Below are 18,629 nucleotides of genomic sequence, written 5' to 3'. Positions count from 1 at the left end.
TAATACGGTTAACTCAAAATCCTATGTATTGATAAGGACATGAAAGCATGAACACCGGCTGAACAGAGAGGGAGACCAAGGCTGCAAGTCTCCTAAGTCTAGGATTATGTTTTTACCACCTTTGAACATCAGTTGTAAACGACGTTTTGTCAAGTAATAACTGACGGGACTTCCCGTTACAGAACCGAAAGCCGAAAACGCACCAAGGGTTTTTTGCGTTTTTCGGGAAAAAGGGTGGAACCACGAATTCCGTATATTAATCCTCGTCCCTTTCATAGGGGGACGGGGATTTTTTATTTTTTAAAAAGGAGTGACTAGGATGTCAGACATGGTTAAAATCAAATTTCCTGATGGAGCGGTTAAGGAGTTTGCAAAAGCGACGACAACAGAGGATATCGCGGCATCAATTAGTCCCGGTTTAAAGAAAAAAGCAATTGCCGGAAAATTCAATAGTACAGAAATTGATTTGCGAGCACCGATCGTTGATGATGGAGCGATTGAAATTATTACAGAAGGCAGTAACGAAGCGCTAGATATTATGCGTCACAGTACTGCGCACTTAATGGCTCAGGCAATTAAACGCCTTTATAAAAATGTAAAGCTTGGCGTTGGTCCAGTGATTGAAAACGGCTTCTATTATGATATTGACATGGAGGATGCACTGACTCCAGAAGACTTGCCAAAGATTGAAAAAGAAATGAAAAAAATTATTGGAGAAAACTTGACAATTGTCAGAAAAGAAGTCAGTCGTCAAGAAGCGAAAGAGCGGTTTGCCGAAATCGGTGATCACTTGAAGCTAGAGTTACTTGATGCAATACCTGAAGATGAGACGGTAACGATCTATGAACAAGGCGAATTTTTTGATCTGTGCCGTGGTGTCCATGTCCCTTCAACAGGAAAAATTAAAGAATTTAAGCTACTAAGCTTGGCTGGTGCTTATTGGCGTGGTGACAGCAATAATAAAATGCTTCAGCGTATTTATGGAACAGCTTTCTTCAAAAAAGCTGAGTTAGATGAACATTTACGCATGCTTGAAGAGGCAAAAGAACGCGATCATCGAAAACTTGGAAAAGAATTAAAGTTGTTTGCAATTTCTCAAAAGGTTGGACAAGGGCTGCCTCTTTGGTTGCCGAAGGGCGCGACCATCAGACGTGTCATCGAGCGCTATATCGTGGACAAAGAGCTCGCTCTCGGCTATGAGCATGTTTATACACCTGTGCTTGGCAGCAAAGAGCTTTATGAAACATCAGGGCATTGGGATCATTATCAAGAGGGGATGTTCCCACCGATGGAAATGGACAATGAAACCCTTGTACTTCGTCCGATGAACTGTCCGCATCATATGATGATTTATAAAAACGACATTCACAGCTATCGTGAACTTCCGATCCGAATTGCAGAACTCGGAACGATGCATCGCTATGAAATGTCAGGCGCTCTTTCAGGTCTTCAGCGCGTCCGCGGGATGACGTTGAATGATGCACACATTTTCGTTCGTCCTGATCAAATTAAAGACGAGTTTATCCGTACTGTTCGCTTGATTCAGGAAGTTTATCAAGACTTCGGATTGGAACAATATTCATTCCGCTTATCTTACCGTGATCCGGAAGATACAGAGAAATACTATGATGACGACGACATGTGGAACAAAGCACAATCGATGCTAAAAGAAGCAATGGATGAAATTGGACATGATTATTACGAAGCAGAAGGTGAAGCAGCATTTTACGGACCGAAGCTTGATGTTCAAGTCAAAACAGCGATTGGCAAAGAAGAAACACTGTCAACTGTACAGCTCGACTTCTTGCTTCCGGAAAAATTTGATTTAACATATGTTGGAGAAGACGGAAAACCACACCGTCCTGTCGTGATTCATAGAGGTATTGTATCAACAATGGAACGATTTGTTGCTTTCTTAATTGAAGAGCATAAAGGTGCATTACCGACATGGCTTTCACCTATCCAATTCCAAGTCATTCCTGTATCACCAGCCGTGCATCTTGATTATGCAAAACAGGTACAGGAACGCCTGCAGCGTGAAGGTCTCCGTGTTGAAGTCGATATTCGTGATGAAAAAATCGGGTATAAAATTCGCGAAGCACAAATGCAAAAAATTCCATATATGCTTGTTGTCGGTGATCAAGAAGTTGAGAATGGGGCAGTCAATGTCCGTAAATATGGTGAGCAAAAATCAGAAACCGTTTCACTTGAAGATTTTGTGAAAAAAGCTGTTGCAGAAGCAAGAAAATAACGAAGAGAAAAGCATGATTCCAATTGGAGTCATGCTTTTTTAACTTTCTGTTCAGTCAGTATCTCAAACAGTCCGCTCAAATGTTGAATTTCGTAATCAGGTTGAACAGGGGCTTCATTTTTTCTACCTTTACGGTTGAGCCAAACATTTTTTATTCCAGTTCTTGACGCTCCGAGAATATCTGTGTTCAAATTATCGCCAACCATTATCGACTCATTTTTTGTAATATTAAGGAGATTGAGACAATGTTCAAAAATAGCTGGGTCTGGTTTCCCTTTTCCAAAATCCCCGGAGATGACAATTTCATTGAAATATGAGGCGAGTTTAGGAACGCCAGCCAATTTTTCTTTTTGTAGACTTGGGTCCCCATTTGTCAGTAATAGAAGATCGAATTTACCTTTTAACTGATCTAAAACAGTAAATGTTTCATCATAAACAAACGGATGTTTACGGCGAACAGTTGCAAAAAAATTGCCTAATTCTTCTGCGAATGTGGGATCATCGATTCCAAAAGTTTTCAGGCCATTTGCCCATGTGTTTTTTCTATATTCTGGAACGATTTTGTTCAATTTCTCGAATTCTTCACTGATCGGTTCGCTAAAATTCGACCATAGTCCTTCAAATGGATTAATCCCGATCATCACAGTATAAGGATATGTTTCATAAGACATGTATAGATCTCGTGCGGATCGGCGTACGGCTATTTCGAATTCTTGTGCATTGACCCCGTATTTTTTTTCGGCTTTATGACATGTTTCGGCAAATGCTGTATTTACGCTTTTTTCGTCCCAGAGCAATGTATCATCTAAATCAAAAAATACGGCTTTCATGATCTACCCCTCTAGTTTTTAATTTATTTAATATTCATTTTACAATAGAAAATCATGATGATAAAGAAATGTTTTTTAGGAATGTGATGTGATGAAGTGTAAAAGTGTGCTACATCAGTTGTTTTTTTGTAATCCTGGGCAGCCTGCTTCAATGACAAAACTCGCAAATGTTGAGACTGGGGCATTTGGTCGAGTAATAAAAGGAAGAACTTGAAAGTCGGCTTGTAGTTGTTTTGGTGTTATTGTGCAGCGAACATATCCTCGTTGTGCGTTATACAGTTTGACATGGGGATTTGCTAGCCAAATATGGGCAAGGGAATCGGTTTTTGCACCATCTCCATCTGAAGCAATTGAAGTTGTGATCAATTCAGTGCCAATTGTTTTTGAGTGGATATCATTGAAATCTGCTTTTAAATCTGAAGCTGCATGCCTATGAATGTCACCAGTCAGTACGACTGGGTTGATAATTCCATATGCTTTGTAAGCCGAAAATAGCCTGTCACGACAAGCAGGAAACCCATCCCATTGATCAAAACTGTATTCAACTTTCGGTCCTGGATCCCGATCAATTTGGGCCAGGACAACTTGTTGCGCTAACATATTCCAAACTGTGGAGGATTTACTTAGTCCGCGATAAAGCCAGCGCTCTTGTGCACTCCCAAGAATCGTGCGGAAAGGGTTTAATCGTTCAGTTTCATTAGCAGGATAGTTATTGCGGTATTGACGGGTGTCAAGGACATGAAATTCCGCAAGGTTTCCATAGCAGAAACGCCTGTATAACACCATATCAGGACCGTTAGGAATTGCAGTACTGCGGATGGGAATATGCTCATAAAAGGCTTGATAAGCAGCGGCACGTTGGCGGAGAAAGTCAGCAGGTGAAGTGTTATATTGTGAATGTGAACCCGCATAGTTATTTTCAACTTCATGATCATCCATTGTTACAATCCATGGCGTTAAAGCGTGAATAGCTTGGAGATCGGGGTCAGTCTTAAAAAGTGAATATCGAAGTCTGTACTGGCTAAGAGAGGTTGTTTTTGCATTGTGTACGCTGGAAAGTTTAACATTTCGATAGAGGTTTTTTTCGTTAATAGGGTATTCATAAATATAGTCGCCAAGAAAAAAAACAACATCGAGATCGTCTTTGGCCATATGCTGATAAGCGGTGAAATAACCATGGTACCATGCTTGGCATGATGCAAGAGCAAACGACATTTGGTCAAGGTTAGTGTGTGTGAAAGAGGCTGTTTTTGTTCTACCTACTGGACTGATTTCACGCCCAGATTTAAATCTGTACCAATAATACCTTGCTGGTTTAAGCCCATAGACTTCAATATGGACGGAATGGGCAAGTTCCGGAAGAGCCGAGACGGTTCCATGTTTGACAGTTTTGATAAAATGCTCATCTTCTGCTACCTCCCATTGCACTGGAACTCGTTGATTTGGCATCCCTCCAAGCCCATCTTCAGCCAGCGGATCAGGTGCAAGTCTCGTCCATAATACAAACCCATCCGGATACGGATCTCCAGATGCGATTCCAAGTTTAAACGGATAATCAGAAAATTTGTGTGCTTTACCAGTAATCGTTTTGTCTTCCGCCATGAGTCCGCGCTCAATAAATGAAGAAAGTTCATTAGAATGGGTATGACCTCTAATGTTTGTATGCATATTTCTAAGCCTCCTCAACTTTTCGATCTTGATTAACTATACGATGAACACATTGTATTTAGCACATGTCAAGAAGATTTAGCTGCTTGTTAAAAGGAGTATTGCTATTTCGAATATGATCTGTTATAATTACAAACATTGTACAAAACTTTTGATCTTGACTTACAGGAGATGTTTCTGTAAGATTAATAATGAATTGAATATATATCAACAAGTAGAGGCACCCGCTTCTCACCTGATTGACACAGTTTTGTAGTTGGCAGGTTAAACGTACATTTCTTCTTTATGCAGATGTTCGCAGTGTGGGTGTTTTATACCCACACTTTTTGTTTGCCTGTGAAAATGTGATGAAACGGTCAAAATGAGTTGTGAAATCAATTCAAAGATTCTATGGAGGTGGCTCATTATTAGCAAAGATCAATTGGTTAATGAGGGGATTCGTGCGCGTGAAGTACGCTTGATCGGACAAAATGGCGACCAGCTGGGAATTAAATCCCGCCAGGAAGCACTTGAAATTGCCGGTCGTGCAAATCTTGACCTTGTGTTAGTTGCAGCTAATGCAAAACCGCCTGTTTGTCGGATTATGGACTATGGAAAATATCGATTCGAGCAACAGAAAAAGGATAAAGAAGCACGCAAAAATCAAAAGATCATTAACTTGAAAGAAGTCCGTCTGAGCCCAGGTATTGAAGAACACGATTTCAATACAAAGCTTCGCAACGCTATCAAGTTTTTGGAAAAAGGGGACAAAGTGAAAGCGTCTATCCGTTTTAAAGGTCGTGCAATTACGCATAAGGAAATCGGCCAGCGCGTGCTTGATCGTTTTTCTGAAGCCTGTGCGGAAGTGGCAACTGTTGAAACAAAGCCAAAAATGGACGGCCGCAGCATGTTCCTAGTGCTCGCACCTAAAACTGAAAAGTAATTTAAGGAGGAAATACCTATGCCAAAAATGAAAACTCACCGCGGATCTGCGAAACGTTTTAAAAAGACAGGTTCAGGGAAACTAAAACGTTCTCATGCATATACAAGTCACTTGTTCGCGAATAAATCTCAAAAACAAAAGCGCAAACTTCGCAAAGGAGCGATTGTTAGCGCAGGTGATTTCAGACGTATCAAGCAACAGCTTGCAAACATCAAGTAATTCGAAAAAGGTATACTTAGGAGGGAAATATAATGCCAAGAGTAAAAGGCGGAACTGTAACACGCAAACGTCGTAAAAAAGTTCTTAAATTAGCAAAAGGTTTTTTTGGTTCAAAACATAGATTATATAAAGTAGCTAACCAACAAGTTATGAAATCAGGAAACTACGCTTTCCGTGACCGTCGTCAGAAAAAGCGCGATTTTCGTAAACTTTGGATCACTCGTATCAATGCAGCAGCACGTATGAATGGTCTTTCATACAGCCGTTTAATGCATGGTCTTAAGCTTTCAGGTATTGAAGTAAACCGTAAAATGCTTGCTGACCTTGCTGTAAACGATCTTACTGCATTCAATCAACTTGCAGATGCTGCTAAAACTCAATTAAATAAATAACTATTATGAACTGCACCCCAATTGTGAGACACGAATAACAATTCGGGATGCGGTTTTATTATGGTCAAATCACTTTCCATAAAACACCTGTGAAAAATTTAATGTTATCGGCTATCCGATAAGCAGACAAGCTATGTCTGCATGACAAGTAAAATTCCCTTCAAGAGTACTTATAGAAAAACCAAAGAAGATGCCGAAAGAAAAAGGCTCCAGAACGACGAAGCCCGCTTTATTTACATCATATGTTCGACCTTCAAATCTCAATCCATCCATAGTCACTAACAACTACAATTCATCCGGCATTTCATAAAAACAAAGAGAATTTGCACATCCATTTTATATGCACCCACCTACTCGCGTATCTTTCAGTTCTAGAGGATAGAAAACGTGCATAACCGTTTTTTATTAGCAAGCTGAGTACGTGGTTGTTCTAAAAAATCCATATTTACAAAATACTTTTCTATGAATTTATGTAAGGGTTTTCATAAAAAGGGTATTGTGCTAAATTATAAGTGTAGGATGAATTTCCCAAAAAAATTGAAGGGGTGTAGTTTGGAATGAAAGCAGTAGTAGCAACAAAAGACAAAAGTATAGAGATCGTAAATAAAGAATTACGTCCTTTACAACATGGTGAAGCCAAAGTTAAGATGGAATACTGCGGTGTATGCCATACAGACTTACATGTGAAGAATGCTGATTTTGGCGATGTCACAGGTATCACTCTAGGTCATGAAGGAATAGGCATTGTAACCGAGATTGGTGAAGGTGTCAAAAGCCTAAAAGTGGGAGACCGCGTCTCTATTGCTTGGATGTTTGAAAGTTGTGGTCACTGTGAGTATTGCCTAACAGGTCGTGAAACATTATGCCGTGATGTAAAAAATGCTGGGTATACTGTTGATGGTGCAATGGCTGAAGAAGCAATCGTATCAGCTGATTATGCAGTGAAAGTTCCTGAAAATTTAGATCCGGCAGCAGCAAGTAGTATTACTTGTGCGGGTGTAACAACTTATAAAGCAGTAAAAGTCAGTGAAATCAAACCTGGTCAATGGATCGGTGTTTTTGGTATCGGTGGATTAGGTAACTTAGCTGTGCAATATGCAAAAAATGTTTTTAATGCTAAAGTGATGGCATTCGATATTAACGATGAAAAATTGGAATTTGCAAAAAGCTTAGGTGCTGATATAATTGTAAACTGCTTAAATGAAGACCCTGTTGCTAAAGCTAAAGAATTGACAAACGATCTAGGTCTTGATGCTACAGTTATTACTGCTGTTGCTAAAACCCCTTTCAATCAAGCCGTTGATGTTGTAAAAGCGGGTGCTCGTGTAGTTGCTGTAGGTTTACCGGTAGACAAGATGGATTTAGATATCCCTCGTCTTGTACTAGATGGAATTCAAGTCATTGGTTCATTAGTAGGCACTAGAGAAGACTTGAAGGAAGCATTCCAATTTGCTGCAGAAGGTAAGGTTGTACCTAAAGTTACAAAGCGTCCAGTTCAAGATGTTCATGATATTTTTAAAGAAATGGAGGAAGGTAAAATTACTGGCCGAATGGTCATAGATTTTACTGAGTAATCTCTCGTCTGAAGTAGAAAAAGAAACGATTAAACAAAAATAAGCATGGCCTGCGTTGGACAACCCATGCAGACGATGCTTATTTTTGCTACTATTCATTTGGAAATTTGGAAAAGTCCTCATCAGTTTTCAGATTGTTATTAACTGTCCCAATCATCATTCTGTATATGATAGAACTCGCCTTTATGATTTCTTTCAAAAGCACACATTGGTTTTTCATCAATGAATTTTAAGATTAAATCATCTATATTTAATATGACACCGATTGAATACTGAAATTGATCAGGTTGATTGACGAATTCATCCTTTTCGTAGCCGCTTAATATCGTCCATCGAGAGTCCCCTTCACCATTAGGGGTTTATCAAGAACATTTTTACTTACAATCACCTTTGTATCAAAGTAGTAATCCCAATCAGAAGATCTAGGATCTTTGTATTCCGTATCACAAATATGTTTCGTCTTGAATAAAACTTCCTGACCGAGTTTCAAATCTTTCAAGTCATAAGGCTCATTTATGAATCATCCTCTAAAGTTTTCACATTCTTTTCAGTGATCTCCACCCACATTCTTTCACCTGCAAGACCATCTTCTGTAGTCTCGTTCACAAACCTTAATTTAACGATGTCGCCAATGGGAATATAGAAAGTATAAGGGAATTGTACATTTTTTTCATAAATGTTATCTAAATCCCACGACATTTACAATGCCACCTATTATTGAAGTTTAGTACCATGAAAACGGACTGCTTAAACAGTTATCATGGTCCTTCTACATGTTTGTTTTTCCATTTTTGAATAGAAGCGTCCCAATCAATCTTACAGTCTGGATAGCGCTGTTTGATTTTGGTCTCCAATTCGGTAAAATCTGCTGTTGAAAAGGACTGAAGTTTTTCTTCAGGTGCTTGTGTCCAGATAAAAATCGTATGGATAAACAGAGGATGGTCTTTTGCTGGAATATGTTTTGTCCCTTCAAACAGCACACCTTTATATGTGATTTTTAAATTTTTACGTGTGTTTTTTTGGTCATCCAAAAAATAAAAATATTCTTTAGCTTGTGCAGATTTCAATCTTCGGTCCGGATTTCTTAAAAATAGTACGGTCCTATAGATGACGTAAATGAAAAGGACCAATAAAGCAAGTCGCAATATCATGACAAGCATTTTTAAAGAACCTCCCCTAAAATGAAATGAAGAATATTAAACTATATATACGAATAACAAAACAAAAGGTTTCATGATTTGATAAAATGACTGAGAAGCATGAATTCCGTATTGAAAAGATTTATTTTTGTATAATAAGAAGGAAGGTTCATTAAAGGAGGATTTATATTGATGGCAAAGCTCGACGAAACACTGACAATGCTAAAAAAACTAACAGACGCAAAAGGTATTCCAGGCAATGAAAAGGAAGTTAGGCAAGTGATGAGGTCATACATTGAACCTTATGCTGATGAGGTTACGACTGACAGACTTGGCAGTTTAATTGCCAAAAAAACTGGACCTACTGATGGGCCGAAAATCATGATTTCTGGTCATCTTGATGAAGTCGGTTTTATGGTAACGCGGATTGATGATCGAGGCTATCTATATTTTCAAACGGTTGGAGGCTGGTGGTCTCAGGTTATGTTGGCACAGCGTGTCACAATTGTGACCAAAAAAGGGGATATCACTGGTGTTATCGGTTCAAAACCGCCACATGTTCTCTCACCGGAAGCACGCAAAAAACCAGCGGATATTAAAGATATGTTCGTAGATATTGGAGCCTCAAGCAGAGAAGAAGCAATGGAATGGGGGGTTCTTCCCGGAGATCAAATTGTACCTTATTTTGAATTTACGGTGATGAATAATGAAAAGATGCTTCTTGCAAAAGCCTGGGACAATCGGATCGGCTGTGCAATCGCAATTGACGTTTTAAGAAATTTAAAGGAAACTCATCATCCGAATGTTGTTTATGGTGTTGGCACCGTTCAGGAAGAGGTTGGATTGCGTGGAGCAAAAACCGCTGCACAAACAATAAAACCAGATATTGCTTTTGGTGTAGATGTCGGAATTGCAGGAGATACACCGGGAATTACAGAAAAAGAATCAACAAGCAAAATGGGAAAAGGGCCCCAAATTATTCTATATGATGCATCAATGGTTTCTCATAAGGGACTTCGCGATTTTGTAACAAAGGTCGCTGATGAAGCAAATATCCCTTATCAATTTGATGCTCTTTCAGGTGGAGGAACAGATTCAGGTTCGATTCATCTAACGGCAAACGGAGTACCTGCTCTATCAATCACCATTGCAACGCGTTATATTCATACACATGCGGCCATGCTCCATCGTGACGATTACGAAAATACCGTTAAATTAATTACTGAAGTCATTAAGCGTTTAGATCAAGAAACGGTTGCGAACATTACATATGACTAAAAAATTAAAGCTGACAACGACTTTTTTCTCTTGTTGTCAGCTTATTTTTCTGGTATCTTTAGTAAGCGCTTACATAAGTGAAAATTTTGAAAAATGAATTGGAGGGTGATTTATGAAACGCAAAATGATTTGGATCATCGGGTTGATCATGTTTTTTTCAGGGGCTGAATCTGCTTCAGCTGCGTTTTGGGAAACAAAAGGGGACAACTTTATTCATGATCCTTCGATAATTAAAGAAGGTCATACATGGTATACGTTTGGTACAGGACATGGGAAGGGACTGCGTGTCATTAAGTCTAATGACGGAATGACTTGGAAAGAGGCTCCACGTATTTTTTCAACCCCGTTAGCATGGTGGAAAATGTATGTACCAAATCATGAAGAAAATCAATGGGCGCCAGATGTCAGTTATTACAACGGTAGATATTGGATGTATTACTCGGTTTCTTCATTTGGTTCAAATCAATCAATGATTGGTCTGGCCTCTACTGACAGAATATCTTCGGGAAATTGGCGTGATGATGGATTGGTGATCAGAACAACATCTGCCAATCACTATAATGCGATTGACGGAGATTTAGTCATTGATAAAGACGGAAATCCATGGCTATCTTTCGGTTCCTTTTGGAGCGGGATTAAGCTGACAAGGCTTGATAAAAAAACAATGAAACCGATTGGAAACTTGTATTCTATCGCAGCAAGACCAAACCACAGCGGAGCAATAGAAGCGCCTAATATCACGTATAGAGACGGTTATTATTACTTATTCGTCTCGTTTGATAAATGTTGCCAAGGAGTCAACAGCACATATAAAATTGCCTATGGTCGTTCGAAAAATATCGTAGGTCCTTACTATGATAAGAGCGGCAAAAAAATGTTGGATGGAGGGGGAACGATATTAGACTCGGGAAATGAACGCTGGAAAGGCCCGGGTCATCAAGATGTTTTGAATAATTCAATGATTGTTAGACATGGCTATGACGCTCTTAACAATGGTCAACCAACTTTGCTCATCAATGATCTGTATTGGGATTCAAAAGGCTGGCCTTGGTTTTAGCTTTGTTTGAATGAGACGGTCAAATAAGTATGCGAGTGAGAAACTGAAGTTGGGTTTTTCCACTCGCTTTTTTTATTAGCATTTTCTCTAAAAATAGCTGGTGGATGCTGGCTACTTTTCGTTTGTTGTGGGCTACAATTGTTTGACTACTTTCAAATTTTTTTTAAAAAAGATATTTTATACTGAAAATTAAATTGACAGTTTGCGATCATATGAATATAATAAAGTTGTTCGTACAAATATATAATTAATTATATAATTATACGAACGTATTGTGTATTGGTTCCATTGATGCCAATATTTTATTTTTAATGTTATTTGTAAGCGCTTTATTTACTTCGTCTCATTCAAAACTGCAAGGAGAAGGTTGTTGATCAAGTCAAAAAACAGGAAGACAACATGTATTTGGAGAGGAGGCGCTCAGATAAAGAGATTCAATGTAAGCAACTTCACTAGGGTGGAGTCAAAAAGCTTTGTGAAGAGGAAAAAATGTGTATTTCTAGAAATGACAGGAATCATCAACCGTGGTCCAACAGAGTAATGAAATGAATTGAAGCGGTATTTCGGTTTCAAAAGCTTTAAGGGGGATAACTTATGGCGTTGACGATTGGGGTTGATTTCGGAACATTGTCGGGAAGAGCTGTCTTGGTTGATGTGAAAACAGGAGAAGAAATAGTGACAGCTGTTAAAGAGTACACTCACGCTGTGATTGACGATCAACTACCTCAGACAAAACAAACACTACCGAGAGACTGGGCTCTCCAACATCCTGCCGATTACATAGAAGTGCTGGGAGAGACAATTCCAAGTCTATTAAAACAATCAAAGGCAGATCCGAGCGAGATTATTGGAATTGGGATTGATTTTACATCATGTACCATTTTGCCAATTGACGAAGCTGGGACACCGCTTTGTATGAGAGATGAATTTGCTGGTGAACCGCATAGCTATGTGAAACTCTGGAAGCATCATGCCGCTCAGGAGCAGGCAAATCGCTTAAATCAACTGGCTGAAAAGAGAAATGAAGCGTTTCTCAAAACATATGGAGGGAAAATTTCTTCTGAATGGCTTGTTCCAAAAGTGATGCAGATCGTAGAAGAAGCACCCCATATTTATGATGCCGCCGCTGAAATCATCGAGGCCTGTGACTGGATCGTTTTTCAATTGTGTGGCAAAAGAAAACGCAGTAACTGTGCAGCTGGTTATAAAGCGATTTGGAACGACCAGAAAGGTTATCCATCCACAACGTTTTTTTCAGCTTTAGACCCGAAACTGACAAACCTTGTTCAAGAAAAATTAACAGAAGACATTTATTCAATTGGAGAAAGAGCAGGTGAATTGACTGAAGAAATGGCAGCTAAAACAGGATTATTGCCAGGAACAGCTGTCGCAGTAGGTAATGTTGATGCTCACGCCTCAGTTCCGGCTGTCGGAATCACAGATCCTGGGAAAATGTTAATGATCATGGGGACATCGACCTGTCATATGTTACTTGGTGAAAATGTTCGCATCGTGCCAGGAATGTGCGGTGTTGTTCAAGACGGTATTTTACCGGGTTATGTTGGATATGAAGCAGGCCAGTCTTGTGTCGGTGATCATTTTCATTGGTTGATCAATCAGTTTGTCCCTGAAGCATATGTGAGAGAAGCGGAACAGGCAGAAGTGACGATCTTTGATCTGCTCAGTCAAAAAGCTAAACGCTTACGTATTGGTGAAAGTGGTTTACTTGCCTTAGATTGGTGGAACGGAAATCGTTCGACACTTGTTGATGCCGATCTAACGGGGATGATGCTCGGGTTGACACTTTCAACAAAACCGGAAGAGATTTTTCGTGCACTAGTTGAAGCCACTGCTTTTGGTACGCGAATGATTATTGAAACATTCCGACAAAGCGGTGTGCCAATTGAAGAGTTGTATGCAGCAGGAGGGATTGCTGAAAAAAATCCATTCATTATGCAGATTTATGCAGATGTGACCAACATGGAAATCAACATATCTGGTTCACCACAAGCACCTGCTTTAGGATCAGCGATTTTCGGAGCACTTGCAGCCGGAAGTGAAAATGGCGGTTATGATCAAATTGAAGATGCTGTCCGACATATGGGGAAAGTCAAAAGCTATACGTACAAACCGAATCCAGAACATGTGACATTATATGATCAGCTTTATGCCGAGTATAAGGCGCTTTATCAATATTTTGGAAAACAAAATCATGTGATGAAGCGCCTTAAAAAACTTAAAAACATCCAGTCTATCAGGTCCATTGTGAAGTAAACCACCAAAAAGAGGGTGAAAACCTGTGCTAGAGGCTTTAAAAGGACAGGTTTTAAAAAGCTAATTTGCAGCTTCAGGACTATCGGCTTGTTACGTTTACATGGGGAAATGTCAGCGGAATTGATCACGACAAGAGTTAGTCGTCATAAAGCCAAGTGGTGTACCTTACAGCAAATTAACCGCTGCAAACTTAGTCGTTTTAAATCTGAATGGGGGGTTGTTGAAGGGGATCTTAAACCATCTTCAGATATACCGACACATCTAATCTGTATAAACAATTTCAAATGATTGGTGGGATTGTTCACACTCACTCTTCATGGGCAACCAGTTGGGCACAATCCGGCAGAGATATTTCTTCATTGGGAACGACTCATGCCGATCATTTTCACGGAAATATTCCTTGCACGATGGAAATGGACGTCGAAGAAATTATGGAACCGAAATACTGGGAAAGTCATTGCGGAAACGTTTCAGCAATCCTCAAGACATTCCAGTGTCCTAGTTTATAACCATGGACCGTTTTGCTGGGGAAAAGACGCCCTGACTACCGTACAACATGCTGTTGGGTTGGAGGAGGTAGCAAAGATGGCTTACCATTCACCGGTGTTGAATCCAGCTCTTCGTCCAATTAAAGATGTTTTGCAAGATAAGCATGATCTCCGCAAACATGGAACCAAGGCATATTACGGACAATAAGGAAGGAGCTTTTTATGAATGACCTAATCACTTATATGGAAAACACGTTAGGTGCATGTCATTGTAAAGCCGATCACTTTCCGCTTACGATTGAAAAAATCGTCATAGGTCAACACGCCATAGATCAAGAATTGCTTTCCTTTGTGGAAACTGCTTCATTTAAAAAAATTGTCATTGTTTGTGATAACATAACGGACCAGATTGCAGGAAAACGGCTGATGTCTCTTCTTAACGGAATAGCTGAGGTGACTTCACTTCAACTTGAAGCAAATAAGGCTGGCGATGTGACGGCAGATGAAAGAACATTGGTCAGTGCATTAATCGGTATACCGCTTGATACGGACATATTGATAGCTGCAGGAGCTGGTACAATTCATGATATTGTTCGGTTTTGTGCTTATCAGCGTGGGATTCCATTTCTTTCGGTACCGACAGCTCCATCTGTGGACGGTTTTACCTCAGCTGGAGCACCGCTCATTTTAAATGGTAAAAAACAGACGATACAAACGATAGCACCGCTGGCTCTGTTCGCAGATATTAACATTCTTCGGGAGGCGCCACAACAGATGGTTGCCGCTGGATTTGGAGATATGCTTGGTAAAATCACATCACTTGCTGATTGGGAAGTCTCTCGTTTACTTAACGCTGAGCCTTATTGTCCGACAGCTGCGAGGATCACAAAAACAGCGCTTGATCAATGTCTCGCTCGAATCGATGAGATTGCTGAGAAGACACATGAAGGCATCCGTATATTAATGGAGTCACTGGTGATCTCCGGCCTTGTCATGCTCATGCTCGATCATTCTAGATCTGCTTCAGGAGGAGAGCATCACCTTTCACACTTCTTGGAGATGAAGGCTTTGGAAAATCAAAAACGGCAGGTGCTTCATGGGGCTAAGGTTGGCTGTGCGACCATCTTGCTAGCAGATATTTATCACTCACTCATTCATGAAGATATTGATGATGACCAAATGAAAAAAACGATTCATTCTGTTTATAAAGGACTACCGAGCGGTCAGAAGATGGCAGAATGGATGAAACATGTTGGTGGTCCAACAAAGTTTAAAGAACTAGATGTTGAAGAGTCTCTTCTCTCAGAGGCACTTGCGTGTGCTCATCAGCTTAGAGACCGTTATACAGGTTTGAAAATGATTGACCAATACGATCTTTTACCTAAGATCAAGCATGGAAGGGGTTAAAACGTGAGAAAGTTCCTTTCATTTTTCATGATATTGTTGACGATAAATGTTTTATTAACAGGATGCAGAGCAAGCCCCACCACAGGCAAAACAGCAGATGAGACTGAACTGACATTTTGGACGTTTAATGGACTGCATGAACAGTTTTATGCAGAAATGGTGAAAGAATGGAACAAAACATATCCTGATCGAAAGATTAAATTAAATACCGTTGTCTATCCATATGGACAAATGCATGATAACCTATCCATTTCCCTTTTGGCAGGAAAAGGACTTCCTGATATTGCTGATGTTGAGCTTGCACGTTTCTCTAATTTTTTGAAAGGTTCAGACATTCCTTTAGAAGATCTAACTTCTTTGGTTAAAGACGAACGTGACAAGTTTGTAGAAGCAAGGCTGACTCTCTACAGTAAAAATGGAAAAGTGTATGGGCTTGCAACCCATGTCGGTACGACTGTGATGTACTATAACATGGACATTTTAAATAAAGCAGGGGTCAACCCAGATGACATCAAAACTTGGGATGATTATCGCAAAGCTGGCAAAAAGGTTGTCAAAAAAACCGGTAAGCCGATGACAACCATTGAAACGACTGATTCCAACTCATTTTTACCACTGATTTCTCAGCAGGGATCAGGTTACTTTGATAAGAACGGTCAATTCATTTTAAATAATGAAACAAATGTCAAAACACTTGAATTTGTTAAAAATTTAAAAGAAAAAGATAAAATCGCAGTTACCGCACCAGGAGGCTTTCATCACAGTGAAGAATACTATGGATTCATGAATCAAGGCGGAGCGGCATCTGTTTTAATGCCAATCTGGTATATGGGTAGGTTCATAGATTATATGCCGGATTTAAAAGGAAAGATCGCGATCAGGCCGCTTCCGGCATGGAAAAAAGGTGGAGATCGCTCAGCAGGAATGGGTGGAACTGCAACTGTCATTCCAAAACAAGGGAAACAAGTTAAATTAGCCAAAGAATTTTTGAAATTTGCTAAAGCATCGAAAAAAGGAAATACCAAACTTTGGACTGTCCTTGGATTTGATCCGATACGATGGGATGTATGGAGTTCAAAAGAATTAAAACAACGTAATAAATATACAGATTATTTTCAAAACGGCACAAAGATTTTTTCTATGCTTCTCGAGATAAAAGATGAGATAAATCCGCTTTATCTCCATGAGGATTTTGCGAAAACTTCCGATTTGGTCAATAAAAATGTCTTATTTGAAGCGATCAAAAATGGTAGCAAATCGCCAAAAGAAGCATTGGATGATGCAGCCGCTGAAGTAAAGGGCCAATAGTAGTCTTTCATTACGGTAAAGCGAGGCGATAACTTGAAGACTGTTAAAACTGACACAGTGCATTCGATTCCGCCGGTGAGCAGAAAAAGAAAACTCAGCAGTTTTCTATATTCAGCAAAAGCAGCACCTTACATTTTCATAGCACCTTTTGTCATCTCCTTTTGCATATTTTTTCTTTATCCGCTTATCAGCGTTTTGATTATGAGTTTTCAGAGCATTCTTCCCGGAGATATTCATTTTGTTGGGCTGGATAACTACAAAGCATTAAATAATCCTACTTTTTTTACCGCACTTTTCAACACGATCACATACACCTTTTGGACATTATTGATTCTAATACCTGTACCGCTTATACTTGCAGTTTTTTTGAATTCAAAACTGGTGAAGTTTAAAAGTGTCTTTAAATCCGCTTTATTCATCCCGGCTTTGACTTCAACGATTGTAGCGGGAATTATTTTTCGGCTGATTTTTGGAGAGTTGGAAACATCACTTGCTAATTCGATTTTAGTTAAACTTGGCGCTTTACCACAAAACTGGCTGAATAATGAACATACCGGAATGTTTTTAATGGTTTTGCTGGCATCTTGGAGATGGATGGGTATCAATGTACTATATTTTTTGGCTGGCTTACAAAATGTTCCGAAAGATTTGTATGAAGCCGCAGAAATGGATGGGGCCGGCACTTTGAAGAAGTTTTACCATATAACACTGCCATTTTTAAAACCTGTCACCGTTTATGTTTTAACCATTAGCATTATTGGCGGTTTTCGGATGTTTGAAGAAAGTTATGTGCTATGGCAAAACAACTCTCCAGGAAATATCGGATTGACGATGGTCGGATATATTTATCAACAAGGACTTGCTTACAACAATATGGGCTATGGCTCAGCGATTGGCATTGTGCTTTTGATCATCATTCTAATCGCAAGTCTCATTTCATTAAAACTGTCTGGTTCATTTAAAAAGGAGGGCTATTAATGGGTCCTGCCAGAGGTTTAAACATTGCAAAAGTAGCTTCTATTTTTCTGTTTGCCCTATTGAGTTTTTTGTTTGTATTTCCGCTTCTCTGCTTATTGCTCGGTTCGCTAAAACCATCTTCAGAATTGCTTCGGTTCGGGCTTAATTTAAAGCTTGACCCTGATATTTTAAGCCTTGACAACTATGCATATTTGTTTAACGGTGGAAGCATTTATTTTAAATGGTTCACAAACAGCTTGTTCCTTACGGTCATTTCCACCGTATTAACACTTTTGTTTTCTTCATTAGTTGGATACGGGCTTGCTGTATATCAGTTTAAAGGGAAAAATCTGCTGTTTGTTCTTGTGCTCTTGATCATGATGGTGCCAATTGAAATCTTAATGCTGCCTTTATTTAAAATGACAGTTTCATTGCATATTTCTGACACATATACCGGTGTCATTCTCCCGTTTATTGTGTCTCCTGTTGCTGTATTTTTCTTTAGGCAGTATGCGCTCGGTTTACCGAAAGATTTGCTTGATTCGGCAAGGATGGATGGTTGCACAGAATTCGGGATTTTCTTCCGGATTATGGCGCCGCTCATGAAGCCGGCTTTTGGTGCAATGATCATTCTTCAATCATTAAACAGTTGGAACAATTTTTTATGGCCATTAATTGTTTTACGGTCAAAAGAAATGTTTACGCTTCCAATCGGATTATCTACTTTACTTAGTCCGTATGGAAACAATTATGACATGCTCATTTCAGGATCTGTACTGGCCATTTTGCCTGTTATCTTAATTTTCTTGTTCTTCCAAAAATATTTTATTTCAGGCCTTACTGCTGGTGGAATTAAAGGGTAATC

The 18,629-nt window shown here is 39.5% G+C and carries 15 protein-coding genes, 2 pseudogenes and 1 other annotated feature; of the genes and pseudogenes, 13 read left to right on the top strand and 4 right to left on the bottom strand.

Annotated features, from left to right (window positions below; all coding sequences use genetic code 11):
* The first annotated feature begins 319 nt into the window (after positions 1 to 319).
* Positions 320 to 2,251: a threonine--tRNA ligase gene (gene thrS / locus PDT38_RS14560; RefSeq protein ID WP_270802613.1), complete on the top strand. Its 1,932-nt coding sequence runs from the start codon at positions 320 to 322 to the stop codon at positions 2,249 to 2,251.
* 29 nt (positions 2,252 to 2,280) lie between these two features.
* Here thrS and PDT38_RS14555 read toward each other — a convergent pair whose 3' ends face one another.
* Both PDT38_RS14555 and PDT38_RS14550 read right to left on the bottom strand, forming a co-directional pair.
* Positions 2,281 to 3,081: an HAD family hydrolase gene (locus tag PDT38_RS14555; protein ID WP_270802611.1), complete on the bottom strand. Its 801-nt coding sequence runs from the start codon at positions 3,079 to 3,081 to the stop codon at positions 2,281 to 2,283.
* 114 nt (positions 3,082 to 3,195) lie between these two features.
* Positions 3,196 to 4,749: an alkaline phosphatase D family protein gene (locus tag PDT38_RS14550; RefSeq protein WP_270802610.1), complete on the bottom strand. Its 1,554-nt coding sequence runs from the start codon at positions 4,747 to 4,749 to the stop codon at positions 3,196 to 3,198.
* Between the two features lie 206 nt (positions 4,750 to 4,955).
* Positions 4,956 to 5,084: a sequence feature (ribosomal protein L20 leader region), on the top strand.
* 68 nt (positions 5,085 to 5,152) lie between these two features.
* Here PDT38_RS14550 and infC point away from each other — a divergent pair.
* The 4 genes from infC (at position 5,153) to adhP (ending at position 7,856) form a co-directional block, all read left to right on the top strand.
* The gene (gene infC / locus PDT38_RS14545; RefSeq protein ID WP_270802868.1) at positions 5,153 to 5,671 is read left to right on the top strand and encodes a translation initiation factor IF-3; all 519 of its coding nucleotides are present in this window, start codon (positions 5,153 to 5,155) and stop codon (positions 5,669 to 5,671) included.
* Between the two features lie 18 nt (positions 5,672 to 5,689).
* Positions 5,690 to 5,890, top strand: a complete 201-nt coding sequence (rpmI, locus tag PDT38_RS14540) for a 50S ribosomal protein L35 (protein WP_172296953.1) — start codon at positions 5,690 to 5,692, stop codon at positions 5,888 to 5,890.
* A gap of 32 nt (positions 5,891 to 5,922) precedes the next feature.
* Positions 5,923 to 6,282, top strand: coding sequence for a 50S ribosomal protein L20 (gene rplT, locus PDT38_RS14535; RefSeq protein ID WP_270802608.1), 360 nt, complete (start codon positions 5,923 to 5,925; stop codon positions 6,280 to 6,282).
* 557 nt (positions 6,283 to 6,839) lie between these two features.
* Positions 6,840 to 7,856 carry an alcohol dehydrogenase AdhP gene (gene adhP, locus PDT38_RS14530; RefSeq protein WP_270802607.1) on the top strand — a complete coding sequence of 339 codons (1,017 nt, stop codon included), beginning with the start codon at positions 6,840 to 6,842 and terminating at the stop codon, positions 7,854 to 7,856.
* Between the two features lie 140 nt (positions 7,857 to 7,996).
* Here the strand turns inward: adhP and PDT38_RS14525 are convergent.
* Positions 7,997 to 8,555, bottom strand: a pseudogene (locus PDT38_RS14525) (immunity protein Imm33 domain-containing protein).
* Positions 8,556 to 8,614: 59 nt separating this feature from the next.
* Positions 8,615 to 9,016, bottom strand: coding sequence for a sigma-w pathway protein ysdB (locus tag PDT38_RS14520; protein WP_270802606.1), 402 nt, complete (start codon positions 9,014 to 9,016; stop codon positions 8,615 to 8,617).
* A 171-nt stretch (positions 9,017 to 9,187) separates the two neighbouring features.
* Between PDT38_RS14520 and PDT38_RS14515 the strand changes: the two genes are divergently transcribed.
* The 8 genes and pseudogenes from PDT38_RS14515 (at position 9,188) to PDT38_RS14480 (ending at position 18,627) form a co-directional block, all read left to right on the top strand.
* A complete protein-coding gene (locus PDT38_RS14515; protein WP_270802604.1) occupies positions 9,188 to 10,273 on the top strand; it encodes a M42 family metallopeptidase in 1,086 nt (361 codons plus the stop codon).
* 112 nt (positions 10,274 to 10,385) lie between these two features.
* Entirely contained in the window at positions 10,386 to 11,330 is a 945-nt protein-coding gene (locus tag PDT38_RS14510; protein WP_270802603.1) for a glycoside hydrolase family 43 protein, read from the top strand.
* A 594-nt stretch (positions 11,331 to 11,924) separates the two neighbouring features.
* Positions 11,925 to 13,604, top strand: a complete 1,680-nt coding sequence (gene araB / locus PDT38_RS14505) for a ribulokinase (RefSeq protein ID WP_270802601.1) — start codon at positions 11,925 to 11,927, stop codon at positions 13,602 to 13,604.
* Positions 13,605 to 13,629: 25 nt separating this feature from the next.
* Positions 13,630 to 14,300, top strand: a pseudogene (gene araD / locus PDT38_RS14500) (L-ribulose-5-phosphate 4-epimerase AraD).
* A gap of 35 nt (positions 14,301 to 14,335) precedes the next feature.
* Positions 14,336 to 15,499 carry a sn-glycerol-1-phosphate dehydrogenase gene (locus PDT38_RS14495; protein ID WP_270802866.1) on the top strand — a complete coding sequence of 388 codons (1,164 nt, stop codon included), beginning with the start codon at positions 14,336 to 14,338 and terminating at the stop codon, positions 15,497 to 15,499.
* Positions 15,500 to 15,526: 27 nt separating this feature from the next.
* Complete coding sequence (locus PDT38_RS14490) at positions 15,527 to 16,807, top strand: ABC transporter substrate-binding protein (protein WP_394356291.1); 1,281 nt, start codon at positions 15,527 to 15,529, stop codon at positions 16,805 to 16,807.
* A gap of 33 nt (positions 16,808 to 16,840) precedes the next feature.
* Positions 16,841 to 17,785 carry a carbohydrate ABC transporter permease gene (locus PDT38_RS14485; protein WP_270802599.1) on the top strand — a complete coding sequence of 315 codons (945 nt, stop codon included), beginning with the start codon at positions 16,841 to 16,843 and terminating at the stop codon, positions 17,783 to 17,785.
* Complete coding sequence (locus PDT38_RS14480; RefSeq protein ID WP_270802598.1) at positions 17,785 to 18,627, top strand: carbohydrate ABC transporter permease; 843 nt, start codon at positions 17,785 to 17,787, stop codon at positions 18,625 to 18,627. Before PDT38_RS14485 ends, PDT38_RS14480 begins: the two co-directional genes overlap by 1 nt.
* The last annotated feature ends 2 nt before the right edge of the window (positions 18,628 to 18,629 follow it).

This window comes from Bacillus changyiensis, from assembly GCF_027706145.1.
GTDB classification, from domain to species: Bacteria; Bacillota; Bacilli; order Bacillales; family Bacillaceae; genus Bacillus; species Bacillus changyiensis.
This window is presented reverse-complemented; position numbering and strand designations above follow the sequence as displayed.